This is a genomic window from Pseudoalteromonas sp. SA25, assembly GCF_011378705.1.
In the GTDB taxonomy this organism is placed as follows: Bacteria; Pseudomonadota; Gammaproteobacteria; order Enterobacterales; family Alteromonadaceae; genus Pseudoalteromonas; species Pseudoalteromonas arctica.
Genome location: NZ_WTKV01000006.1, coordinates 22,186 through 47,407, shown reverse-complemented (window position 1 = coordinate 47,407; position 25,222 = coordinate 22,186). Strand labels below are relative to the sequence as shown.

The window sequence follows — 25,222 nt, the reverse complement described above, 5'->3', positions numbered from 1 at the left end:
TAGATTTAAGGATTTAACATGCATACTGATGTAAACACATTATTTGAGAGCCTTTGGAAAAACTACTTAAACGTAACACCATCGGCAGTCAAAATTCATGACCTTTTAGGGTCAACGCAAAAAAATGACATTATTAACGATCATATTGCGCTGCGTACATTTAATATCGAAAAAGTAGGTCTTGAAAAGCTCGCAGCTCATTTTTTAGCTATTGGTTACAAAGAATGTGGTGAGTACCACTTTGAAGCTAAAAAGCTTTACGCAAAGCACTACGAGCATAGCGATCCTAATCAGCCAAAAGTGTTTATTTCTGAGCTATTAGTTGAAAAATGCTCGCCAGAGTTACAAGCTATCGTAACCGATATGGTAAGCCAAATTGACGAAAGCGCAGTAACAGCAGATAACTTTTTGTATTCAGGCACGCATTGGCAAGTAAGCACCGATACTTATAAGCAGCTGCTAGCTGAAAGCGAGTATGCAGCGTGGATGTCAGCCTGGGGTTACCGCGCCAATCACTTTACCGTAAATATTAATACGCTTGCTAAGTTTGATAACATTCATGATGTTAACCAAGCCCTAAAAGACGCTGGCTTTTCGCTTAATACGTCAGGCGGCGAAGTTAAAGGCTCACCAGAGGTGTTACTAGAGCAATCGTCAACACTTGCTGATGAATACTCTGTTACCTTTAGTGACGGTGATATGAGCATCCCTAGCTGCTTTTATGAGTTTGCTATTCGTTACCCTAAAGCAGACGGCGAGCTTTATACTGGTTTTGTTGCAGCCTCAGCTGACAAAATATTTGAAAGCACCAACGCTCGATAGCAAAACCTAAAGTACTTTATTTAAAAAGCCCGTTATGGGCTTTTTTTATGTCGGTAGGTTATGTTGATTAATTATAAAAATAACGGTTTATAATCGTTTTCTAACTTTTCAAACGATAAATCGCCAATAAAGCGGCCAAAGCTCAACCAAGTTGCCAAACCGCGTAAGTCTTTAAAGTGTGGCGGCACAAATTGTGGGCTCTCAATTACACCTAAATCATGAAGCTGCGATATTAATCTAAAATCATCTATCGATATTTTACCTACCAGTAATAAAGGGAGTCTATCTATTCGACCAAGCTGTATTGCAACGCGTATTAAGTTATAAACCAATACAAAGCCTTTAATGTAGGCAATATCTTTTGTAAAAGGCAAACCTGTTGGCGTACTGCCTCTAAATACACGCTGCGCGAGTGTGTAGCTGTCATCTTTTGATAAACCTTGCGCTACGTAATCACGGTAAATGTCTACAAACTCAGCGCCATCTATTACCTTTGTAACGGCCTGAATACGGTTAACTAATTTAGATAAGCGCCTTGGGGTCGATTTTAAAGTAATAATTTCGGTTAATACCGCTAGGCCTTCTTGGGTAATAGTAGAGCTAGGCGTGCCTTTACTCAAACACGTTAAATAAGGCTGAGCTAAACCATTTTGAGTGGTACCTACGTGTATCCACCCTTCATGCACTTCCAATATATCAAGTTCACGCTGAGAAAACTTAACATCTTGATTAAGCTTTATATTATTAGCACCGGCGGCTGCATCACTAACAATACCATCGCTAAGCATTACCTCTACGTTTATGCCTGCCATACTGGCATTTACTTGCTCAGACAAAATACGCACAGCATCAACAGCATCTATATTTTTAGGGTCGTCAGGCAGTATGTCGGCTATAAGTAAATTTTGCAGCGGTTTATCTAGCATATTAGCTAGCTCAGAAAGTGAGGGCTCACCAGCATGGAATAAGTCTTTAGGGTGTCCAAATAACTCCACTGATAAGTCATGAAACTCTGGCGTTCCACGATACTCAAGCATACTTAATACCGTTTTATACTCGGTGCACATTTTTCCCATATATTGAGCAATCGGATTTAACTGTCCCAATTGGTTAATAATGTTACGGTGCAAAGTAGAAAATGCTTGGCGTAACTCGCTAGGTACAAAACCAAGGTCGCGCTGTTGATAATATGCACGATCGATGAGTGGGTTTTTTTGACATTTCTGTCTAAAAAACGCCTCTTTAGTTTGTTTATCCCAATTAATAGCATCGAGTATCCTAATTGGAGTTTGCAATGCAATTAATTGATCCGATAACTCACGAGTTTTTAGTAGTAACGCCTTGTCTATCATGCTCTAAGCTCAACAATAAATGAGTTTTGAGCATAATTTAAAAAAGCGAAATTACAAAGCAATATCACACTTTTTTAGCTATTGTTTTTAAGATGATCGACCCTCATATCTGTATCGTATGAGTTACTAAACGAGGGCATAAAACATGAAAAACGAAATCGACAATAAACAGATTTTAGCCGTATATGAACGTATAATTCAAAAAGGTGAAATGACTGATGAAGGCAAGCATTATCAAGGCATTACTGCTTATTCAGACGTAGATGGCTATACAGTATACCTACAAGGTAGCGGCGTTGAACTGCGCTTTGGTTTTCATAATACTTACCACCTTGACTACGAACATGAAAAGCATAAAGACGACTTTTTGAAAAAATTATATAACATTGCAAACGAGAGCTAATGCACCCACGAAAACGCAGACACCGCCCTACCAGTAAGCTCAATACTACTTTTATAAACCAAGTAGTAGAAGAGCTTAGAGCTGATCCAAGCAAAGTCTCAATTATTCAAGAAAATTTAGAACAATACCGTGCTCAAACTCATTTAAAGCGTGGTTTTTTGCTGGCTATAGAGCGCTTTGATTGGGTTTTTGAAGCAAGCAAAGATATAGACTTTATTTGCCAGCAAATTTTAGCTGATGACTATATTGGCAATAGACTAAGACGTTACCCCCTACTTTTTAAAGGCGTTATTAATAATGCCTGACCTTCCAAAACCAAGCCGCTTTAAAACGATAAAACCACAAAGTTTACTCTCTATATAAATTTATTAGAGCACTAAGCAATTGCAGGTTTAGTGCGCTTTTGTATTAAATTAATACTATTAGTACTCTAACTATTACTGCACTAATGATTATTGATCATTTTATTCATTTATTGCTGTAAACAAATCATTACTATTATTTAATTTCAAAATAAAATTCACAAGCCTTTGTTTTAAATAAAATAAAACAAAGTAAAACCTTATCTTCTTTATCGCATTAGTTGCGCTTTTATTAATGATTAATCTACATTTTGGCATCTAGATATTTACTTCAGCCTTGAATTGTTAGAGCTATTACCTTAAGCTTATGTTTATTGAACGTTCAATTAATAAAAATTATGCCTAAAGTCGGAATGGAACCTGTCAGACGTCAGCAGCTAATTGACGCGACTATAGAGTCAGTTGCAACTAATGGACTACAAGGCACAACTATAAACAGCATTAGTAAAAATGCCGGTTTATCGTCAGGCATTATTAGTCATTATTTTGGTGGTAAGCAGGGGTTAATTGAAGCCACTGTTAGATACTTACTAACAAGCTTAAAACAAGGCTTGATAAGTAAAGTAAATAACCAAACGAATGCCATTGAACGTTTAATGATTATTATCGAAGCCAACTTTGCGCTTGTACAACAGCGTAATGATACAACCCGAACGTGGTTAAGTTTTTGGGCGCAATCGATGCATGATGAAGAATTACACAGACTACAAAACGTAAACAGTAAACGCTTGCAAAGTAATTTAGCATTTTCTTTTAAGCAATTAATGCCTATTGAGCAAGCAAAGCAAGCTGCAGAACTTAGCGCCGCAATGATCGATGGCCTATGGTTAAGAGCAGTACTGAGTAAATCAGACAATAATCAGTTTAAACACAGTGAAAAGTTAGCAAAAAGCTATGTACTTTCACTTATCAAGCAATATGGAGCCTAGCGTGACTACACCTGTCTATCAAAATTTTATTAACGGCCATTTTCTTGCAAACCAGAACGGCAAAACATTTGATGTAACAAACCCAGCAACGGGCGAGGTTATTTACGCAGTAGAAATTGCCGACGAATTTATTCAAAACGCAGCCATTGCCAGTGCAAAGCAAGGTTTTGCTCAGTGGTCAGCAATGACACCCATTGAACGTAGTCGCATTTTATTAAAAGCAGTGGCTATTTTACGCGAGCGCAACGATGAGCTTGCACTTGTAGAAGTACTCGACACCGGTAAACCAATGCAAGAAGCAAATTGTGTTGATATTGAAACCGGCGCTGATGTAATTGAATACTTTGCAGGCCTTGCGCCAGCACAAGTAGGCCAACAACAAATGGTTGGTGATGACTTTTACTACACACGTAAAGAGCCATTAGGTATTTGTGCGGGTATTGGTGCATGGAACTACCCACTACAAATTGCGTGTTGGAAGTCGGGCCCTGCCCTTGCAGCTGGTAATGCATTTATATTCAAACCATCTGAAGAAACACCACTTGGCGCAATTAAACTTGCAGAAGTATTTGTTGAAGCTGGCGTACCTGCAGGTGTGTTTAATGTTGTTCAAGGCGCGGGCGATGTAGGCCAGTGGCTAACGCAGCATAGCGATATTGACAAAGTATCGTTTACGGGTGAAGTAGGCACAGGTAAAAAAGTAGTGGCAAGTGCTGCCGGTACTTTAAAAGATGTCACGATGGAACTTGGTGGTAAATCTCCATTATTAGTATTTGATGATGCCAACATTGAGCAAGCAGTTAGCGCTGCTATGTTAGGTAACTTTTATACGCAGGGCGAAATTTGTACTAACTGTACACGTATTTACGTTCATAAAAATGTATATCAGCAGTTTATTGATGAGCTTAAAGCGCGCACTGAGAAAAACATTATTGCTGGCGACCCACAAGATTTAAATACTAACTTTGGCGCACTTATTTCTAAAAAGCACCAAGAACTAGTAATGAGCTACGTTAATAAAGGTATTGAAGAAGGTGCAACGCTATTAACCGGTGGTACAACGCTTTCACCTAAATCTGCACCTAATGGCTATTTTGTAGCACCGACTGTGTTTATTGATTGTAATGACGATATGACTATCGTTAAAGAAGAAATATTTGGCCCTGTAATGAGCGTGCTTGTTTTTGACGACGAAGACGATGTTATTGCACGCGCTAACGGGACTCACCTAGGCTTAGCTGCAGGCGTATTTACTAGCGATATTAAACGTGCGCACCGCGTGATTCATAAGTTACAAGCCGGTATTTGTTGGATTAATGCATACGGTAACTCACCTGCTGAAATGCCAGTTGGCGGTTATAAGCAATCGGGTATTGGCCGTGAAAATGGTATACAAACTCTTGATCAATACACGCAAACTAAGTCTATTTATGTTGGTATGGCCGACATAGAAAGCCCATTTTAAGGCGCCTTACTATGAGTAATCATTACGACTATATTATTGTTGGCGCGGGTTCGGCGGGTTGTGTTTTAGCAAACCGTTTATCTGAAGATTCAAGCAACCGCGTATTACTACTTGAAACTGGCGGTAGCGATAAAAGTATTTTTATAAAAATGCCAACCGCGTTATCTATTCCTATGAATAGTGACAAATACGCATGGCAGTTTCATACGCAGCCTGAGCCTCATTTAGATAACCGTGAGATGCATTGTCCTCGAGGCAAAGTATTAGGCGGCTCGTCATCTATTAATGGCATGGTATATGTACGTGGCCACGCAAAAGATTTTGACGAATGGCAGCAACACGGTGCAAACGGCTGGGATTACCAATCGTGTTTACCGTATTTTCAAAAAGCAGAAAGCTTTTACCTTGGTGAAAATACCTACCGTGGTGGCAAAGGCCCGCTTGGCGTTAATAACGGCAACGAAATGAAAAACCCTCTTTACCGCACCTTTATCAAAGCAGGTGTACAAGCCGGTTATGCTTCTACAGATGATTATAATGCGTCGCAGCAAGAGGGTTTTGGCCCAATGCACATGACCGTAAAAGACGGCGTGCGCAGCTCTGCTTCTCGTGAGTATTTAGACCCTGTTAAATCGCGTAGTAATTTAACAATTATTACAGGTGCATTAGCACAACGCGTGATTTTAGATGGCAAAAAAGCCACTGGCATTGAATACAAAGTAAATGGCGACGTTAAAACTGCACATGCTGCAAAAGACGTTGTACTAAGTGCAGGGCCAATTGGCTCTCCACATATTTTACAACTCTCTGGTATTGGTGATACTCAAGCGCTTGAAAAAGCAGGCGTTGAAGTACAACATCATTTACCTGGTGTTGGTCAAAATTTACAAGATCATCTTGAGTTTTACTTTCAATACAAGTGTAAGCAACCTATCACGCTTAACGGCAAGCTAGGCATTGTTTCAAAAGGGTTGATTGGTGCGCGCTGGTTATTAACGCGTTCGGGTTTAGGTGCAACGAATCATTTTGAATCGTGTGCGTTTATTCGCTCAAAGCCCGGTGTTGAATGGCCAGATATTCAGTATCACTTTTTACCGGCGGCTATGCGTTACGATGGTAGAAGTGCATTTGCAGGTCATGGTTTTCAGGTACATGTTGGTCATAACAAACCAAAAAGTCGCGGTAGTGTGACTATTGCTTCTGCGAATCCTGAGCAACCACCAACCATTTTATTTAATTACCTTGAACACCAAGACGATATTGAAGGCTTTAGAGCGTGCGTTCGCTTAACACGCGACATAATCGAACAAAGTGCCTTTGATGACTACCGCGATGAAGAAATTCAGCCTGGTAAACATATTCAAACAGATGAAGAAATAGATGCCTTTGTACGCCAAGCCGTAGAAAGTGCCTACCACCCTTCTTGCTCATGCAAAATGGGTGAAGATGATATGGCCGTTGTTAACTCAAATACGCAAGTACATGGTATTGAAGGACTACGTGTTGTTGACTCATCTATATTCCCAACTGTTCCTAACGGAAACTTGAATGCGCCTACTATTATGGTTGCCGAAAAAGCAGCTGACATAATTTTAGGTAAAGACCCATTACAGAAATCGGATGTGAATGTTGCCATAACAAAAAACTGGCAAGAAACACAACGTAGTACGGAGATCTAACTTTAGCCACATGCTTAGGTTTAGTCTCGTCGGGCTAAACCAATGCGTGCCTTGCAGTGGCACACGATGTAAATAGGTTACGTTGTGTTAATGCGAGAATAAAACAATAAAATACGGAGTGCTTATGAATTATTTTTATTCATTACTGGAGGGTAACAATGACTATTTGGCTTAATGCAGGGATCATTTTTACCTTACTTGCCATTATCACTATTTTAATTAAATGGGGTAATGTTCGCGTAGTAGGTGTAACACCAGTTCGAACCTTTACGTTTATAGCAATACTATTTACTTCTGGCCTAGATGTTGGCCTTATCATGTTTCCTTTAACTGAGTTTGCAGGTTATGCAGACATAAAAGCAAGCCCAGAATACGCGTTTGCAAATCCACTGGCTATTGAGTTTGGCTACTGGGGATTTTTGATCTGGGGATTTTACTTTCTTACGTGCTTTTATTTCTGTGTAATAGAACCTAAAGTGAAATTTTTCGAAATTCCTTGGGTTAAATTTATCAATAACGTTGTAATTATTGGTACATGTGCATTTACCGCTTATTTGCTGCTTACAAACCTACCGTGGTATTTACCCGAATTAGGTGATGGAACAAGTATAGTTTCTGAGTTTTACTTAATTGTGTTTGCTGCTATCTGTTTTGCTGTGTACTCAAGTACTGATATTAAATATGTACGTATTTTAAGTATTTCTACTACCTGGTTATTTTTAGCTTTAATCGCCTTTATGTGGGCTGGCGCATTTGTGATTGGTGATAGTCAAATGTCAGCATTTACAGATAACTTAGGCTCTATTGGTACTTACTTTGCGAACATTAATGAATTTGTTTTACCGCTTAATGATTACCATGAGTTCTACTTATTCTGGTGGTTTGCGTGGAGCATAATGATTGGTCAATTTACATCACGCTTTGTTGGTGGACTTAAAACATACCAAGTATTAGGTGCTATGTTGATTTTCCCTTCTATTCCTATTGCGATTTGGTTTAGCGTACTTTATCACTACCATGAAGCGGGCATTCCAACTCAAGGCATTAAAAACTTTGCAATGGTATTTGTAGGTATTGTATTTGTAATTAACTCACTCGATTCGTTAGTGCGTTTATATACAGATAACCTAAACTTTACCGTAAAGCGTTTTGGCAAAATGAAATACATGATCGGAAATGTTGTCGCTTTATCGTTACTTACACTATTGTTTAAATTAGAATTTTTACAAATTCAGTGGGTAGGCGCATTGGTTATTGGATTGTTCTTTATCTGTGCTGGTTTTATCGGATACAGCAAGTTTAAAACAGTTACAAACATAGACAGCTCACCAAAAGCAAACGAAATTGATTACACAAAAATAGACACAGTACACTAGGGATTAATAATGAATAACAAACTAAAACAACTTGTAGTAGCACTACCATTTGCAGTTTTATCAACAACCGCAGCTGCTGATTGGTCAACAACAATCACTGCAGCGTCTGACTACACTTTTAATGGTGTAACACAAACAGATAGCGATCCTGCAATTCAAGGCAGCTTAGACTATGCCTTTGATAGCGGTGTTTACGCCGGTGCATGGGCTTCAAACGTAGATTTTGGTGACGACACTGATTTTGAACTTGATGCTTACGTAGGTAAATATGTACAACTTGATGAGCAATTTAGCGTTGATTACGGTATCGCTTATTACACTTATCAAGGTAATAACAGCGATGGTAACTACGCTGAAGCTTACACTAAATTTGGTTATGCAAGTGAATACGGCCAAACTGAGCTTAACTTTTGGTACAGCTGGGATTACTTTGGTTACGATACAGGCCACGTTATTTCGATGATCGCTCACACTTATGAGCTAGCTCCTAATCATGCACTACGTGCAAGCTTTGATATTTCAAACTCACTTGATGGTGATAAGTTTGAGTGGGATCAAGCTAAGGGAGACAAATCGTATTATCACTACCGTCTAGCATATCAAACAAGCTACGAAGGTTTTGGTATTGAAGTGGCTGCTGAAAATACAAGCTTAGATTACGATTATGCTGATGAGCGTATTGTACTTGCTATTTCACGCACATTTGATCTTTAATACAATAATTACTGATTAAACAAAAAATGCCACTCTACTTAGAGTGGCATTTTTATTTGTAAACTGACTAACTAACTAACTAACTAACTAACTAACTAACTAACTAACTAACTAACTAACTAACTAACTAACAATATCCCACGCACTTGTACCCGATGCTGAAAGGTTACTGGTGTTATTGCGTAATACTTTATTACCTACATTAGCTGATGACTCAGGTCGACTTACTAAATAACCCTGAACAGAACTCACACCCATTTTTTTAACAAGTTCAAACTGCCCTATTTCTTCAACGCCTTCAGCTACAATTTTAAGGCCAAGCTTTTGTCCAAGCTCACTAATTGTATTTAATATATCATTATATTTTTGGCTTTTATTAGCTTGAGCTATAAAAGAGCGATCAATTTTAATAACATCAATTGGTAAATCTGCTAATGTGCTCAACGAGCTAAAACCTGTGCCAAAGTCATCAATAGCAATAGTAATCCCCTCTTCTCTTAGCCTACTTAGCTCTTTAATAATTCTTGGACTGGCTTTAATGAAAGTTGATTCGGTAATTTCTAGCATCAAAGACGTCGCCGGTAAGCCGGTTTTTTTGAGCTTCTTCATTACCCAATCATAAATGTCACGGTGCTTTAATTGAATGCCCGAAACATTTACTGATATTTTTACTTTGCGCATACCTGCATTGTGCCAAGCAGCCATTTGCCGACACGATTCAAGCATAATCCAATCGCCAAGCTCTAATATTAAATTAGACTCTTCTGCTATCGGAATAAACTCTGAAGGAGGGATCATACCCTCAACTGGGTGGTCCCAGCGTGTAAGCGCTTCGAAATAATCAATCATACAATCTTCAACATGCACAATTGGCTGAAAAGATAAGTAAAAATCTTTACACGCAACCGCTAAACGCAGCTCTTCAAGTAAATAATGGTAACGGCGCATTTTGTTACCCATTTCTGGCGAGTAAACTTTAAATATTCCCTTACCATCACTTTTAGCTCTATACATAGCTACATCGGCTAATTGTAAAAGCGCTTGAGGCGTTGATGCACTTTCTGGGTAAGCCGCAATACCAATACTGGCACTAATTTTTACTATTTTATTGCCAAGCACAAAGTCTTTTTCAAGCTCACTTAGCACATGCTTAGCAATTTCAACGACTCTGTCGCTATCATCAAGTAATTCTATAAAAATGGAGAACTCATCCCCTCCTAACCTTGATAAGTTTTGCTCTAATTGGTTAGCATTATTTATGTTACTTAATTTATGGTGGCGTAAAACATTCGCAAGTCGGCTAGCAACTTGAACTAATATTTCATCACCAAAACTGTGACCAAACGAATCGTTTACTTGTTTAAAACCATCAAGGTCTATAAACAGGAGTGCACACTTGAGATCTTCTTGATTAGCATGATTAATTTGTCTGTCGATATGTTCAATATATGCATGGCGGTCAATTAATAACGTCAGTTTATCTTGGCATATACTGGTTTGAGTTTGTTTTACATAATTAGCCACATGCGTATTTAAACTATTTATTGATTGGCTTAAGCTGCTTACACCCAAAGGGTTCTCAGCCGGCTTTACTTGCAAGTTAAATGCAGTGAGTAAGCTATTGGCTTGAAGATTAAGCTCCGCTATTTGATTTTTATAATGGCGCTTTCTACGCTCTCTGCGTAAGTACAGGCCAGAACCAAATATTAAGATACATAAAAGTAAAAAATTAATAGGTGATGCAAGTGTCATTATAATTAACTTACTTGAATCAGCAGCTACAAACTGAGTGTCAGTGGTTTTAATAAGCAAAAAATCAGCAGTGGGCTGCTCAATTATATAATGGCCATTTAAGATCGGATTATACCAAGGAGCCATATCAAGAGAGGTATTCGTTATTTCGAAATTTCGTATATCAATACTGGTACTAAATAAATTTATACGATTAATCTGATTCGTTAACTCTATGTTTATACAAAAACAAAATAGAATTATGATTAGAAAAATAAAACCGAGCGGCTTAAGTTTACTCATGAAAAAAATCCATCTATCTTACTTCTCCCTTAAACCTGTTACTAAAAGCGGATTATATCGCCTGCATTTCGAACTACGCAAGAATTGATATAACCCTTAGCCACTAGCATAACAAAAATCGTAACAATAATGGATTAACTAACTATATCTTGCATATAGTATAGGTGGGATTAACGAAAATAAACAAAAAGGTTCTAATTGTTAAAATTTATACATAGAGGGTGTAACTAATTTTGTGTAACTGCCTATCATAATTTACTCTATCAAGAGTTTAAGGATTAGGCGATGAACATGAATAAAGAAGAACTCGAAGCGTTTGCTAAAGAAGCTGCTAAAAGTATTAAAACACCTGACGATTTAAATCAATTTAGCCAAATGTTAAAAAAAATAACGGTTGAAGCGGCGCTTAATGCAGAAATGGATGAGCATTTAGGCTATCAAAAACACAGTAAATCCACGAACACCAATAGCCGAAATGGTAAAATAAGCAAGCGCATCAAAACGGAAGATGGTGAGTTTGAGCTTAATACGCCCCGTGACCGTGAAGGCTCTTTTGAGCCACAGCTAGTTAAAAAGCATCAAGCTCGATTTACTTCAATGGATGATAAGATTCTGTGGCTATATGCACAAGGTATGAGCACCCGTGATATCGTTAATGCATTTGATGAGTGGTATGGCGCTGACATTTCTCCTACATTGGTGTCACGTGTAACCAGTGCTGTGATGGAGCAGGTTACAGAATGGCAATCCCGGCCACTGGATGCCATTTATCCTATTGTTTATTTGGACTGCTTGGTTGTAAAAATACGCCAAGATAAGCGCGTTATCAAAAAGTCTATCTACCTTGCCTTAGGTATTAATATTGATGGTCATAAAGAACTGCTTGGCATGTGGATTTCTGAAAATGAAGGCGCTAAGTTCTGGCTAGGCGTGCTCACTGAATTAAGTCAACGGGGCGTTGCTAGAGTTGGAGCGATTTGCAGAGAAATGGGACAGCCAATACCCTCAAATAGCCAGGTCATGGCGTGCAAATTGGGACAATCTAAATACACTATTTAATTACCCTGAGGCAATACGCAAAGCCATTTATACAACGAATGCCATTGAATCACTCAACAGCGTTATTCGCCGAGCAATTAAAAAGCGTAAGATATTTCCAAATGACGACTCTGCAAGAAAAATGATTTATTTGGCAATAAAAGAGGCATCGAAAAAATGGACGATGCCAATTCGAGACTGGCGTAATGCAATGAGTCGTTTTATCATTGAATTTGAGGAACGCCTCAGTAAGCATATTTAAAATCTAACAACGGGCAGTTACACAGAATCCGTTACAGGCTCAATACATACCGTCAATAAGCTCTATAATTTTTTATTCAGCGTCTATAAACTTATCTTATCCAATCCACCACCGGTGCGATAAGATGCTTATGCTATTTTTTCATTCGTTTCAACGTCTTTAATCCAAATATTTACGTATGCCATATAGAGCGCTATATCCCAACGCCAATTTGCTACGTAGTAAGCCACTACATTACATCCTGTCGTATCTGCACCTGGTAATTCGGTCTGGTAGTCTTGGTGTTTCAATACATAATTGGCTGGAATTACCCGGGTTTCAACATCATGCTTTGCAAAACCTTTTTTCATTGCATCTATAACACCAGCTTTAACAGCCTTATGTTCAGCAATACATACTGTTTTAGGTATGTTTGTTTCAAATCGAGTAATGTCTTGCTTTGCAGCACAACCGGCCAAGGTGGCAATCATTGCTGCTGCAACTGTTATTTTAACGTATTCATATTTATTCCTTTTTTATTTTTAATATTTAAAGCTGCCATGCATAGCTAACTTTTGTAAAAAATGTACGCTGATCTCGCTCAATATTTTTAAGAGAATCGTCTTGGTAACCTCTATCTGAGTAACCCAAATAAAACAGTGTTTGCGCATTAATTTTATATGAGTAAACAAGCTGGCTGCCATAGTCTTTATTGATTTGACTAACTTGGTAAAAGTAGGCGTTTTCGTCTCTATCAATGTCTTCAAATTGTAAAATTAGTTTAAGAATTGAACGCATGCTAAATTTATAATGAAGTCTAAAGTCGACCAAGTTAGCAGTAAACACCCGCTTCCCTTGCGGATTGTCTAATTGACTGTAGTTATGCTTTACATCGAGTTGCCAATGGTCGTTAATGTCCCAAACCACTTGGGTTTGAGTGTCAAACGCGTCGCCTAATTGCTCATTTGCATAATCAATGCGGCTAGCGTATTCAATATATAACGAAAGCTTTAAATCTTTAGTGGGTTTAAAGCCCGTATAAATAAAACCAATATTTTGATTATAAAAATTGTCGTTATAGTTTTCATAACGGTGCACTAAACCAATTTCAAAAATAGATTGTTTTTGGCCTTTAAAGCTTAAAAAGCCTTCGTATTCTTCTTCAAGTAAGTCGCCGTTTTGCGCCCACGTTTTATCCCAGTCAGCTTCGTATGACCATGAGGTAAGTAAATCAGATTCATCTCTGTACCATGTTTGTCCGCCACCAAAGCCTACTTTTTCATAATCAACTTTAGCTTGATAACCTAAATCGGTGCGGTAGTCCTGCCCAATATTTTCATAAGATGCAAATAATTTGTAATCACGTTTATCGCGGGTAAGTTCCAGGGCATATGCTTCATCTGACTGAGTTTCAGATAAGTTATAATTTTGAATTAAAAATTCAGAGTTACGTGTATCAGCAGATGATACTTGATACAAAAGAGTATCCGATTGATTAAACCAGTAGCTACCATCCACTGATAATACAGTGTTGTGATAGTCATCACTTTCTCTGTGCGTGCTTGAAATACCAATAGTACCTTGCTGACCTAAGTCATATTGATAACGCCCTGCGGCTGCATTCGTTTTTTCGTTTAAGCTTGCAAAGCCAGAGCCCTGATTCGTTGGCAGTAAAATATTACTATTGTCGTCATCAGCCAGCATTAGCGCATAACTATGATCACCCGTTTTACCCGTCAGCTTTGCACCTAAAGTAGGCTCTGCAATTGTACGTGTGTATAAAAGCTCAAATAAGCTACTTTTAAAGTAAGAAGCACCATCTAAAAAGAAAGGACGTTTTTCAGCGTAATAAATTGAAAAGGTTGTATTTACATCAAGCTCTAAAGAGTCAGTTTCTACTTGCGAAAAATCAGGATTAATTGTCGCGTTTAAAACAGCATCTTTTGTTAAACCCCAGCGTAAATCTAAGCCCACTTCAGTATCTATATCACCCTTATCCCAATCGCCTGGCAACGCAGATTTATTATCGTTACGAAGTGTGGTTAATGTAGGTGTTAATTGGATATTTTTACTTGATTCAATGTCACTAAATCCAACTAACTTATCAAACTGGCAAAGGCTGCATTTCACATTTCTATCAAACCCCATATTTGATAGCTGATATAGCACATCTCGTTGGTAGTTTCTCATTACAGAAAAACCCCACGTTAGCTCATTTTTATTTTCAGGAAAACGCAGTGCTTTAAAAGGAATACGCATTTCAACAACATAACCTTTGTCGTTAATTTGTCCTGCGCTATCCCAAATAGCATTCCATGAGGTATCAGAACTCCACCCATCGGTGTCGGTCATTCGTATATCGCCTTGTGCACCAAGGGGATTTACATGAAATTCATAACCACTGCGTTCATCATTAAATGTATCAATAACAAGAATGACTACGTCGTCTTCCCATAGCGTATCGCGATCACGAAGTGATGCACGAATTTGTTCAGGGTTTGGATCCTCTGCAATGAAGGCAACATATAAGTTTGTGCCATCTTCGTAAATAAAGGCATCAGTTTTTACAGGAGGTGTGCCTTTTTCGTTAGGCTCATCTTGGTAGAGTAGAGGTATACGTGTCGCATTTTGCCAGTGCGCTTCATCCATAACACCATCAATAGTGATATTTGAATCAATACGAGATAAGGATACTTGCTGTTTACCAGCCGCTACATCAAGGCTTGAGAGTAATAAAACGAAACTTAAAAATAGGAAGGTAAACTTTTTTATTATAATTATAAAGTACTGCATAAACATCCATTTAGACTGTAATTACTCATAGGGAGTAACTTAAGCTGGGGATTGTAATTTATCCAGGTACATTTGTTAATACTTTGAAATAAAAAATTAACTATTTAATGATAAAGGAGTAACTAATCGTTACGTATTATGTTTCGAGTAGTTTAAGTTTATCGTCTATACCATTCCATACATCAGCATCCTCTGGTGCAGGTTTAACCTCTGTAATGCGCGGCCAGACCAGTGCAAGTTCAGCATTCAATTCAGTAAACTCTTTTTGAGATTCTGGTAATTCATCTTCTTGGTATATAGCATCAGCTGAACATTCAGGGACACATAAACCACAATCGATACAATCAATAGGGCTAATTGCTAAAAAATTAGGGCCTTCAAAAAATGCATCTGCTGGGCACACTGATACGCAATCGGTGTACTTACATTTTATACAATTTTCGGTGACAACAAACGCCATACTATTTTAATACCTAAGATTTTAAACAACAGTAGTGGATCATACCCATCCACTCCAAAAATACAATAAATAAGTGCCATATCACCCTATTTTAACGTAAAATACGCGCCTTATGTTTGCACACCCGTTGTGCCCTGCATCCCCTTATTGTGAGCGGTAATAATACCCCGCTATGACACCTAAAAGAGATATAAATGATACGTTTAACCGAAATAAAACTGCCACTTGATCATGACGAAGATGCAATTGGTCAAGCAATTGTAAATAAACTAAAAATCCAACCAGAACAATTGCACAGTTTTAATGTGTTTAAGCGTGGTTATGATGCACGTAAAAAATCAGCTATTTTACTGATTTATACACTCGATATAGAAGTAGATAACGAAGCTGAGCTACTCGCGGCATTTGAAAAAGACCAACATGTAAAAGTAGCGCCAGACACAAACTATAAGTTTGTAGCCCAAGCCAGCGAAAATATAATAGAGCGCCCTGTTGTGATTGGTTTTGGCCCTTGTGGTTTATTTGCAGGCTTATTACTTGCTCAAATGGGCTTTAATCCCATTATATTAGAGCGCGGTAAAGAGGTACGTGAACGTACAAAAGACACGTTCGGCTTTTGGCGTAAACGCACACTTAATACCGAATCAAATGTACAATTTGGTGAAGGTGGCGCAGGTACATTCTCAGACGGTAAGTTATACAGCCAAGTAAAGGATCCAAAACATTACGGTCGTAAAGTCATTACTGAATTTGTAGAAGCTGGCGCACCCGATGAAATTTTATACGTAAGTAAGCCACACATTGGTACGTTTAAACTTGTCACCATGATTGAAAAAATGCGCGCTCGTATAATAGAACTAGGCGGCGAAATTCGCTTTAGCACACGTGTTGACGATATTCATTTAGACGACGGGCAAGTAACAGGTTTAACGCTTTCAAATGGCGAGCAACTAAACACTCGCCATGTTGTATTAGCCGTTGGTCACAGCGCACGCGACACGTTTGATATGATCCACAAAAAGGGGATTTATGTTGAAGCAAAGCCATTCTCAGTCGGTTTTAGAATCGAACATAAACAATCAATGATCGATGAATGTCGTTTTGGTACAAATGCAGGAAACCCAATTTTAGGCTCTGCCGATTATAAACTTGTTCATCATTGCGACAATGGCCGCACAGTTTACAGCTTTTGTATGTGCCCAGGTGGCACAGTAGTCGCTGCAACCTCTGAAGAGGGCCGCGTTGTTACCAACGGTATGAGCCAATATTCACGCAGTGAGCGCAACGCTAACAGCGCTATTGTGGTAGGCATATCACCGGAGCAAGATTTCCCAGGTAATCCACTTGCCGGAATAGACTTACAACGTAAACTTGAAGAGCAAGCGTATGAGCTTGGTGGTAGCAACTACGATGCACCAGCCCAGTTAATTGGCGACTTTTTGAAAGGTAAATCATCAGAAAACTTAGGTGAAGTACAACCCTCTTACACACCCGGTATTAAGTTAACCGACTTGAGTAAAGTGCTACCACAATTTGCAATTGATGCTCTTCGCGAAGCGATACCAGCGTTTAATAAACAAATTCGTGGCTTTTCAACTAACGACGGTTTATTAACCGGCGTTGAAACACGTACTTCGTCGCCTATTAGTATTAAGCGTGATAAAACATTCCAAAGTATTAACACCAAAGGGCTTTACCCTGCAGGTGAAGGCGCAGGCTACGCTGGCGGTATTTTATCAGCGGGTATTGATGGTATTAAAGCGGCTGAAGCGGTCGCACTGTCTATGTTAGAAAACGCTTAAACCTCTTTTTTAAGCCGTTTATCGAAAAGCCTCACTTTGTGAGGCTTTTTTGTGCTAAATGTATAGAAAATAATAACACCTCAAGCACCTCAACAATGATCAAAACATTTACCTTTTCGTTGCTTAGTGTATTAGCAATTTTTAACGCTAAAGCACAAGAGCTAAAAACCATCGATGAAATTCACAGTGCATATAAAAATAATTCTATTAATGCACAGCAACTCACCCAAAATTATATAGACCGAATTAATAAACTTAATCCACACTATAATGCGGTTATTAGTTTAGAGCCTACAGCTATTGCTCAAGCTAAAACGTTAGATGAACTTGCCGCCAAAGGCACGTGGGCAGGTCCGTTACACGGCATACCTGTACTTCTTAAAGATAATATAGAAACTAAAGGCACACTTCCCACAACGGCTGGCTCTTTAGCACTTAAAAATAACGTTACTGATAATGATGCTTTTGTTGTTAAACAACTTCGTAATGCGGGCGCTATAATTTTAGGTAAAGCTAATTTAAGTGAGTGGGCAAATTTTCGTTCATCCTATTCATCTTCAGGCTGGAGTGCCGTAGGCGGACAAACACATAATGCGCACGATGTAACACGTAACCCATGTGGTTCTAGCGCAGGTTCTGCTGTTGCGGTAGCACTTAACTTTGCGCCTATAGCATTAGGGACTGAAACAGACGGTTCAATTACGTGCCCTGCCTCAGTAAATGGAGTTTATGCAATAAAACCAAGTATGGGCCAAGTATCACGCTCAGGTGTTGTGCCTCTTTCAAGTAGCCAAGATTCAGTAGGGCCGATGGCGCATTCTCTTAAAGATTCGCTGCTGGTTTTATCTGTTTTGCAAGGTGAAGACTCCCTTGATGCAACAACTACAGGGTTTGAATTAAAAACAGGTAATATAAAACTAAAATCGACACTTATTATTGGTGCACTACCTAGCGACAAATTTACAGTTGAAACGCAGCGCCTTTATGCCAAGCAGTTACAAGCATTAAAACAGGCTGGACACACTGTTATTAATGTAGATATTACTGATAACTTAGATACGCTATTTGTTGATGAATACTATATTTTACTTTATGACTTCAAAGCCGAAATTAATCATTACCTCGCAAACACTCCAACACAAGTGGCTGTTAAAAGCCTAAAAGCACTTATTAATTTTAATATTCAAAATAAAAAAACAGAAATGCCCCACTTTGAGCAAGACATCCTAGTTCAATCGCAGGCTATTGATTTAACTAACAAACAAAAATACCAGGAGACTAAAGAACGCTATCGCACTTTAGCAACGACAGCCATTGTTAATGTATACAAAAACAACAAGCTTGATATTGTTATAGCGCCTACAGTATCCCCCGCCTGGAAAACTGACTTAGTTAATGGTGATAATTTTAATGGCAGTAGTAGTTCGTTATCTGCTATTGCTGGCACAACGCACATAACCCTACCGGTCGGAAAAGTAAGTGGTTTACCGGTTGGTTTGTCCATAATAGCAAATAAAGAGGACGAGCAAGCGGCTTATTTATACGCAAATATTATTGATGAGGTGTTATCACCAGGCACAAAAAAACCTGAGTAAACTCAGGTTTTTTTTAAACTAAACGGCGTTAACTATGACTTTTTAAGTGACAGTTTTTCGCCTTTTAAGCTTTTACGAACGCTTGAAATTCGTGAGCGATTTACTGCTCTCGCTTCACCGGTTGCTTGTCCTGATAACTTGTTAGAACGTGTACGGCGTAAATGCGCTGGCTTTTTACCAATTTTATCAATTAGCACTTCGCGATTACTTACTTCGTAACCTTCTAAATATACACGTTTGATTTTTTGACCGATTAGCGTTTCAATTTCAAACAAAGTGTTTTCTTCTTCGCGGCTAACAAATGAGATTGCTTGGCCTTGGCGACCAGCACGACCTGTACGGCCAATACGGTGAACGTAATCTTCTGCAAGCCATGGTAAATCAATATTAATTACACGAGGTAAGCCATCAATATCAATACCACGAGCAGCCACTTCTGTAGCCACTAATACACGTACCTTGCCTTCTTTAAATTCACGTAAAGCACGACGACGGTTACCTTGAGATTTATCACCGTGGCAAACGCCTGCCGGAATACCATCAAGGTTAAGCTCTTTAACAAGCTCATCAGCTGTTTCTTTCATGTTTACGAAGACAAGCACTTGTTGCCAGTTTTTCTTACCAATCAATTCAGAAAGTAGCTCTTGCTTACGACGTTCTTCCACTGGGTAAACAACATGCTCAACCGTGCTTGCTGTACTGTTAGTTTGATCAACACGCACTATTTCAGCTTGTTTCAATACTTTAGATGCAAATTGTTTAATTGCTGCAGGGAATGTAGCAGAGAAAAGTAAAATCTGGCGCTCTTCTGCACAGCTTTTAATCACGTTTTGCATGTCTTCAATAAAGCCCATATCAAGCATACGGTCAGCTTCGTCAAGAACAAGGTGCTTAACACTTGCAAGGCTTAAGTTACCTAAACGAATATGGTCAAATAAACGACCCGGTGTTGCAACAACAATATCTACACCTTCTTTTAAAGCATTTGCTTGGCCGGCAGTGCTCACACCACCAAATAAACTAACGACTTTAAGTGATGTATGCTTTGCAAAATCTCTAAAGTTATTTGCAATTTGTTCTGCAAGTTCACGCGTAGGCGCAAGTACTAATGCATGAGGTGCATTAGTTGTGCTGAGTTCAGACTCAACTAATTTTTGGATAATAGGTAAAGCAAACGCGGCAGTTTTGCCGGTACCAGTTTGTGCACTGGCTAAAACGTCTTTACCTTTACGAACAGCTGGAATTGCTGCGCGCTGAATGGGCGTAAGAGTGTGATAGTTAAGTTCGTCCAACGCCTGGATGATTTCAGGAGCGAAACTAAAAGATTTAAAATTCATGCTGTATAACCTACGGCCACATTATCAAGGGTCGCAAATTATACAGTAAAAACGAGCTAACAGTTAGTGTTGATTCTACTAATTAAGAAAGAATTAATACTTCATCAGCACATATACACTTTGCGGTACCGCCTACAACATCGTCATTATCTAGCGCATTAATCAATGCTTCGCCTTGATCTTGCTGCTCATCACTAAGTGGTAAATACGGTAATCTAAATACAGGGTTTACTGCGCCAGTCATCATCAACGCGGTATTAATAGCAATAGGGTTTGGTTCACAGAACAACCAGTTCATTAATGGTTGTAATGATGTATTTAACTCATCATTTTTAGTATCCATTAACTGACGGAACAAACCAGGTATAAGGTTAGAAGTAACCGAAATAACACCGTGCGCTTTATGTGTGTGGCGCGCATCATGACTTTCGTCATCGTTACCCGACCAACATGCAATACCTTGTTGCTCATAATGGGCAATACGTTCATTACCGCCACACTCTTTTACACCAATAAAATATTCATGCTTAGCGAGTGGCTCAATAATATCAGGTGTTAGGTCTTGACCTGTTCGCCCTGCTACGTTGTAAATAAAGGCAGGTCCAATATCTAACACGCGTTTAAAGTGCTCTTTAACACCCGCAATAGACGTACGTCCGTAGTATGGATTAATTTGCAGTGCTGCATCCATACCGCTGGCAAAGCCATATTTAGTTGCTTTAATCGCTTCACGGGTGTTGTTACTACCGGTATTACCGACAATAACCAGTTTGTCACCATACTTGTTTGCACTGTGCGCTATAAGCATTAAATGCTCTTCCCAGTTCATTAACTGGCCTTCGCCTGTTGTGCCACCAACTACAATGCCGTCAACGCCTGCTGCAATTTGTATTTCTACGAGTTCATCGTACTTTGCGAGGTCTATTTCACCGTTTGCTAAGTATGGCGTTTTAATAGCTGTAATAAGACTTGCTTGTTTAATTTGGTCTAGGGTGCGCATAAAAAATCATTATTTATAAAACTTGCGCTATTTGTAACATAATTGCCGGTACTTTTGGAGGTGTAAACCCACATTTAATTATAAAATCTCTTGTGTTATTAAGTTTGGTAATACAAAATGAATAACTGTATATATAAACAGTATTTTATTTTAACTATACCAGAGGCTTTATGCGTTTATCTGATTACTTAGCAACTCATTTTTATAACACCGATGAACTGTGCCAAGCATTAAATATAGATGCAGATACACTTTTAGCTTGGCAAGAGCGAAGTGTTTTCCCAAAACCAAGTTACTGTATTAAAAGTCAACTTAGCTGCAGCTCATATTCAGGTTTGTATGAATGCGAAGAGTATGACGACTATTACCCGCGCGGCTGTGTTAATTGGGGGCAAGGTCTTTTAAAACAAAAAATAGAATCATCAAGCCATGCTTTTAATTATTTTGCGCAGCAATATACTGCAAGCCTAACTAAACTCGCTCAGCAAGGATTTACGTTTAGCGAAGAGCTATTTGGCTGCGAAATAGACGAGCACTTGCAGCAAGTTTGGCAACAGTTTTTATGTAGTAAGTACGGCGTACTTACTCAAAATGGATTAATAGACGAAATAGTCTCGGTAGATATTGGCAGGCTATTAGTTGACGACATTACAGAACTACGCAGTAAAGCGAGCTTAAACCAAGACGAAAGAACGCTACTGCACCCAGCCATGAAGCTTTTAAACAAAGCATTAGGGCATGGCGCCGATCATGAAAAACAACACACATTACGCACCCGCTATATAGATGCACTTATTTTAAAATACGATTTATCTATTAAATAGTTTTGCATTAGTTTAATTATTTTAGGATTATTTGACGAAAAACAAGATCTGTTAACTTAATTGTTACGAAAAATGTAATTTAAAGGCACTGACTCAATGACAATCAAAACAAAAATAAGTGTAATTTCTGCTGTAATCACTATCCTATCTTTTAATACGCTAGCTAAAGCTAAACACGAAATAGCAAATGACGACATAATAAAAATGCAGCGTGCTGCACTTGCTAAAAACACCGCTAATAAAGGCTTTGGCCCACAATCTCCGCGCAATATTGATAATTATAAAGGCGAAAACACGGCAGTTTTTTCTCATGCCCCAACTTCATCAAGCATGAACTTATGTAATATACACTTTCATAAAAATGCTGAACATGCCGGTGGCGAGTTTAGTAAATATGCCGGAAATGGTAATGGAAAAGGTTTTAAAAGTGGCTACTTATATTCAGGCTCTTTAACTAAAAGTGAAAGTAAACCAGCAAAAATTGAAATTTGTCCAAGCGATCACGGCGCGCTTTTAGTTGGCGATACCATTGAGGTTCATAATGTTCATACGTCAGCAATTGTAAAACCAGGCCCAACCTTGGGTAGCTGTTTAAGTGATTCAATTAAAAATCCTCAACTACGTGTTGAAGCTCAAGTATATGTATTAGTAAACGATGCTAACGCACTTGATTTTGCTGAAATAAGCGCCGTGTCATCTGTAAATGGTTACTATCAAGCGATTGCTACACCTACAAATACGGGTAAACCTGTTGTTTATAGCGGTTCAACTACTGGTCCTAGTTACAACGAGGCAGGCTCTCCTTTTCAAGTAACATGGTCAGTTAAACCAAAAGTAGCAAAGGTTGATATAAACAGTGTTGGCAAATGGTGTGAAAGTAACACCTTTAATGAAGATCATGCTCACGGCGTACGAAATCTCGTAATAAATCCTGCATTACTCTCTAAAATCAATAATTAAAATTTAGCCAAATAAAAAACAACCCGCTAATTAGTGGGTTGTTTTATTATGACCGTTAAAATGAGTATTACGCTTAATGGGATAAAAATGTCACATTAAATGTATTTAAATCTTCATATGTAATACATGTTTGCTCATTGGTATTAAGCTCAACAACACCGCAGTAAGAACCAGTTATAAACACTTGCCCTGCTTTTAAATTAATTCCCTTTGCTGATAAGTAATTAACAGCCCAATAAAGTGGAAGCTGCGCAAGCTCTGCAGGATGCACACCAGCTAGGTTTAACTCCAGCTCAGTTTGCTTAACGTTAATATTTACAGTACTTGCGTTATACGCTTTAGCTTTATCTATTTGTGGGCCTAAATACACGCCTTGATTAGATAGGCCATCGGCCAGCTTTTCAATGTGCGTGCTTGGAGTGTCTTCATCAAACCTTTTTTGGATAAGCTCAAGTGCCAAGTGGGCGCTGGCAAATGCAGTATCCACGTCTTCATTTGTATAGGTATTATTACTTGGTAAATCGCTTTGCAAAATAAATGCAATTTCTGGTTCTATCAGCGCTTTGTTGTTTGTTGTATACAGTGGGCAATTTTCAGCTTGTTTTATAGGTGCATGTAAAAGAGGCGCTAATATAATTGAGCCATTATCTAAAGGCAGCATACACTTCCAGCCATATACAGTTTGATCATTTAAGTAAATCATCAACTTTTGTACTTCTATTGCATCGTCAGTCGAGTCTAGTACTAACTCTTTAGGAAAGTTTGAACGTGCTGGGTTTTCTTCTCTTTGTGCTAATAGATGAGTAGCAATTAGTTTTAGCTGTATTGAGTTGTTCACATAAATCTCTTTAAAATACGTTACTGGTTAAGCAGTAAATAGGAAGGATTACATTATTAATGCATTAGCTTAAGCATTAGAACATCATGTTAAATGCCTATAATTAAAATTGTATTTAAAACAAAGCGTGGTAATTATTTAAGTATCAATAGATTTAAGCGATCGTAAAAATAGCCCTAAGCCGCCAAACGCTAAAATTATAATAACAATCAAATCAAACGACGTCATAGTTCGCATACTAAATCGAACACTCGATATAACGCCAAATATGAGTGCGGTTAACGAACCTAGAGATAGCACCCAGCCTAAAATATTTTTAGAATTGTAAAAAATCAGACCCACACCAAAAATAAATGGGATCATAACCATGCCGCCTGTAACACCAAAGCCACCTAAAGCATTAATACTATAAATGCGAGAACTTAGTCCAAAATTAGAGGTCACCGAAATTGCGTTTAGCAGCATATAAAAGCCACCGCACATCATAATCAAACCAATAAAAAAATGCCCAATACCACCAGAGCTTCCACCCGCACCTTTCATTATTAATTATTCCTTTTATATTTTTAACTTAATCGTTTTAAATGGTAATTGCTTGAGTATTAACATTGACCGCGGTCTATATAATCAATCAGTGCACATGCGAAAACACTTATCGCGTAATTACATGCCAAATAACATAAAACCAAGATAAAAAACCGTGCAAAATTGCCCATAACACAGACTCATTAGCACTCCATGAAATAGCAATTGCTAGGGCTGTACCAAAAGAGACTCCATATTTTACTATTTCATTTCTTGAGTTTCTCATTAATTATATTCCTAATTTTTAACTTATTAGCTGCTTGATTTGCTCACTAAAACTGAAAGCTCTTTACCATCAATATTGATACTTGCTTCTTTGCCTAGTTCAACAATTAAAGAGGGAGCCATGTTTTTTCCACCTAGTTTTAAGTCAGTTGCTAAACTAACAGTAGAATCGTCAATTGGCGTTACTGTAAGAGCAAAACTATACGAATTTTCAACTGAAACTGACGCCTCTTCGTTTGAATTTACAACTAAAGTAGGCGAGCCAATTAGGTTTTTATTATCATAAAATTTGGCCTTCACTACAAAACTATCATTAGCTTGTGCAAATGAGACAAAGCCTAACAATGCTATTATTGCGATTAATTTTTTCATTATTATTTCCATATAA

The 25,222-nt window shown here is 38.3% G+C and carries 23 protein-coding genes and 1 pseudogene; 13 read left to right on the top strand and 11 right to left on the bottom strand.

Annotated elements, in window-relative coordinates; all coding sequences use genetic code 11:
- Positions 1-18: 18 nt before the first annotated feature.
- Positions 19-822, top strand: a complete 804-nt coding sequence (locus tag GQR45_RS06550; RefSeq protein ID WP_024609188.1) for a DUF1338 domain-containing protein — start codon at positions 19-21, stop codon at positions 820-822.
- Positions 823-893: 71 nt separating this feature from the next.
- On the opposite strand, the gene GQR45_RS06545 is transcribed toward GQR45_RS06550, so the two are convergent.
- Positions 894-2,174, bottom strand: a complete 1,281-nt coding sequence (locus GQR45_RS06545; protein ID WP_165725465.1) for a flavohemoglobin expression-modulating QEGLA motif protein — start codon at positions 2,172-2,174, stop codon at positions 894-896.
- Positions 2,175-2,319: 145 nt separating this feature from the next.
- On the opposite strand from GQR45_RS06545, the gene GQR45_RS06540 reads away from it, so the two are divergent.
- The 7 genes from GQR45_RS06540 to GQR45_RS06510 all read left to right on the top strand — a co-directional run bounded on the left by GQR45_RS06540 (position 2,320) and on the right by GQR45_RS06510 (position 9,102).
- Entirely contained in the window at positions 2,320-2,577 is a 258-nt protein-coding gene (locus tag GQR45_RS06540; protein ID WP_024592187.1) for a DUF3081 domain-containing protein, read from the top strand.
- A complete protein-coding gene (locus tag GQR45_RS06535) occupies positions 2,577-2,882 on the top strand; it encodes a hypothetical protein (protein ID WP_165725464.1) in 306 nt (101 codons plus the stop codon). The genes GQR45_RS06540 and GQR45_RS06535 overlap by 1 nt, the downstream gene beginning before the upstream one ends.
- 410 nt (positions 2,883-3,292) lie before the next feature.
- Positions 3,293-3,868, top strand: coding sequence for a transcriptional regulator BetI (gene betI, locus GQR45_RS06530; RefSeq protein ID WP_010553010.1), 576 nt, complete (start codon positions 3,293-3,295; stop codon positions 3,866-3,868).
- Position 3,869: 1 nt separating this feature from the next.
- Positions 3,870-5,333 (top strand): betaine-aldehyde dehydrogenase, encoded by a 1,464-nt coding sequence (gene betB, locus GQR45_RS06525; protein WP_101217061.1) that lies wholly within the window; start codon positions 3,870-3,872, stop codon positions 5,331-5,333.
- 11 nt (positions 5,334-5,344) lie between these two features.
- Complete coding sequence (gene betA / locus GQR45_RS06520) at positions 5,345-7,012, top strand: choline dehydrogenase (RefSeq protein ID WP_165725463.1); 1,668 nt, start codon at positions 5,345-5,347, stop codon at positions 7,010-7,012.
- A gap of 158 nt (positions 7,013-7,170) precedes the next feature.
- On the top strand, positions 7,171-8,388 hold the full coding sequence (locus tag GQR45_RS06515) for a BCCT family transporter (RefSeq protein WP_024592192.1): 1,218 nt from the start codon (positions 7,171-7,173) through the stop codon (positions 8,386-8,388).
- 9 nt (positions 8,389-8,397) lie between these two features.
- A complete protein-coding gene (locus tag GQR45_RS06510; protein ID WP_165725462.1) occupies positions 8,398-9,102 on the top strand; it encodes a TorF family putative porin in 705 nt (234 codons plus the stop codon).
- A 123-nt stretch (positions 9,103-9,225) separates the two neighbouring features.
- Here GQR45_RS06510 and GQR45_RS06505 read toward each other — a convergent pair whose 3' ends face one another.
- Positions 9,226-11,136, bottom strand: coding sequence for a bifunctional diguanylate cyclase/phosphodiesterase (locus tag GQR45_RS06505; RefSeq protein WP_165725461.1), 1,911 nt, complete (start codon positions 11,134-11,136; stop codon positions 9,226-9,228).
- 291 nt (positions 11,137-11,427) lie between these two features.
- Here GQR45_RS06505 and GQR45_RS06500 point away from each other — a divergent pair.
- Positions 11,428-12,436: pseudogene (locus tag GQR45_RS06500) on the top strand (IS256 family transposase).
- Positions 12,437-12,564: 128 nt separating this feature from the next.
- Here the strand turns inward: GQR45_RS06500 and GQR45_RS06495 are convergent.
- From GQR45_RS06495 to fdxA, 3 genes are all read right to left on the bottom strand, one after another.
- Positions 12,565-12,906 carry a hypothetical protein gene (locus GQR45_RS06495; protein WP_240920165.1) on the bottom strand — a complete coding sequence of 114 codons (342 nt, stop codon included), beginning with the start codon at positions 12,904-12,906 and terminating at the stop codon, positions 12,565-12,567.
- A 58-nt stretch (positions 12,907-12,964) separates the two neighbouring features.
- A complete protein-coding gene (locus GQR45_RS06490; protein WP_165725460.1) occupies positions 12,965-15,208 on the bottom strand; it encodes a carbohydrate binding family 9 domain-containing protein in 2,244 nt (747 codons plus the stop codon).
- Positions 15,209-15,344: 136 nt separating this feature from the next.
- The gene (gene fdxA, locus GQR45_RS06485) at positions 15,345-15,668 is read right to left on the bottom strand and encodes a ferredoxin FdxA (protein ID WP_002958626.1); all 324 of its coding nucleotides are present in this window, start codon (positions 15,666-15,668) and stop codon (positions 15,345-15,347) included.
- A gap of 194 nt (positions 15,669-15,862) precedes the next feature.
- On the opposite strand from fdxA, the gene GQR45_RS06480 reads away from it, so the two are divergent.
- Together GQR45_RS06480 and GQR45_RS06475 are read left to right on the top strand one after the other, a co-directional pair.
- Positions 15,863-17,470: an NAD(P)/FAD-dependent oxidoreductase gene (locus GQR45_RS06480; RefSeq protein WP_165725459.1), complete on the top strand. Its 1,608-nt coding sequence runs from the start codon at positions 15,863-15,865 to the stop codon at positions 17,468-17,470.
- Positions 17,471-17,565: 95 nt separating this feature from the next.
- Positions 17,566-19,065, top strand: coding sequence for an amidase family protein (locus GQR45_RS06475; RefSeq protein WP_165725458.1), 1,500 nt, complete (start codon positions 17,566-17,568; stop codon positions 19,063-19,065).
- A gap of 32 nt (positions 19,066-19,097) precedes the next feature.
- Here GQR45_RS06475 and GQR45_RS06470 read toward each other — a convergent pair whose 3' ends face one another.
- Both GQR45_RS06470 and dapA read right to left on the bottom strand, forming a co-directional pair.
- Positions 19,098-20,402 carry a DEAD/DEAH box helicase gene (locus GQR45_RS06470; protein ID WP_002958629.1) on the bottom strand — a complete coding sequence of 435 codons (1,305 nt, stop codon included), beginning with the start codon at positions 20,400-20,402 and terminating at the stop codon, positions 19,098-19,100.
- Between the two features lie 82 nt (positions 20,403-20,484).
- Complete coding sequence (gene dapA / locus GQR45_RS06465) at positions 20,485-21,402, bottom strand: 4-hydroxy-tetrahydrodipicolinate synthase (protein ID WP_165725457.1); 918 nt, start codon at positions 21,400-21,402, stop codon at positions 20,485-20,487.
- Between the two features lie 170 nt (positions 21,403-21,572).
- Here dapA and GQR45_RS06460 point away from each other — a divergent pair, with 170 nt between their 5' ends.
- On the top strand, positions 21,573-22,226 hold the full coding sequence (locus GQR45_RS06460) for a DUF6058 family natural product biosynthesis protein (protein ID WP_165725456.1): 654 nt from the start codon (positions 21,573-21,575) through the stop codon (positions 22,224-22,226).
- A 96-nt stretch (positions 22,227-22,322) separates the two neighbouring features.
- Entirely contained in the window at positions 22,323-23,186 is an 864-nt protein-coding gene (locus GQR45_RS06455; protein ID WP_165725455.1) for a delta-class carbonic anhydrase, read from the top strand.
- Between the two features lie 73 nt (positions 23,187-23,259).
- Here the strand turns inward: GQR45_RS06455 and GQR45_RS06450 are convergent, their stop codons facing one another.
- From GQR45_RS06450 to GQR45_RS06435, 4 genes are all read right to left on the bottom strand, one after another.
- Positions 23,260-24,024: a 2-keto-4-pentenoate hydratase gene (locus tag GQR45_RS06450; RefSeq protein ID WP_165725454.1), complete on the bottom strand. Its 765-nt coding sequence runs from the start codon at positions 24,022-24,024 to the stop codon at positions 23,260-23,262.
- Between the two features lie 138 nt (positions 24,025-24,162).
- Positions 24,163-24,567 carry a hypothetical protein gene (locus tag GQR45_RS06445; RefSeq protein WP_165725453.1) on the bottom strand — a complete coding sequence of 135 codons (405 nt, stop codon included), beginning with the start codon at positions 24,565-24,567 and terminating at the stop codon, positions 24,163-24,165.
- 109 nt (positions 24,568-24,676) lie between these two features.
- A complete protein-coding gene (locus GQR45_RS06440; protein ID WP_007378675.1) occupies positions 24,677-24,835 on the bottom strand; it encodes a hypothetical protein in 159 nt (52 codons plus the stop codon).
- 26 nt (positions 24,836-24,861) lie between these two features.
- On the bottom strand, positions 24,862-25,206 hold the full coding sequence (locus tag GQR45_RS06435) for a hypothetical protein (RefSeq protein WP_165725452.1): 345 nt from the start codon (positions 25,204-25,206) through the stop codon (positions 24,862-24,864).
- Positions 25,207-25,222: the final 16 nt, after the last annotated feature.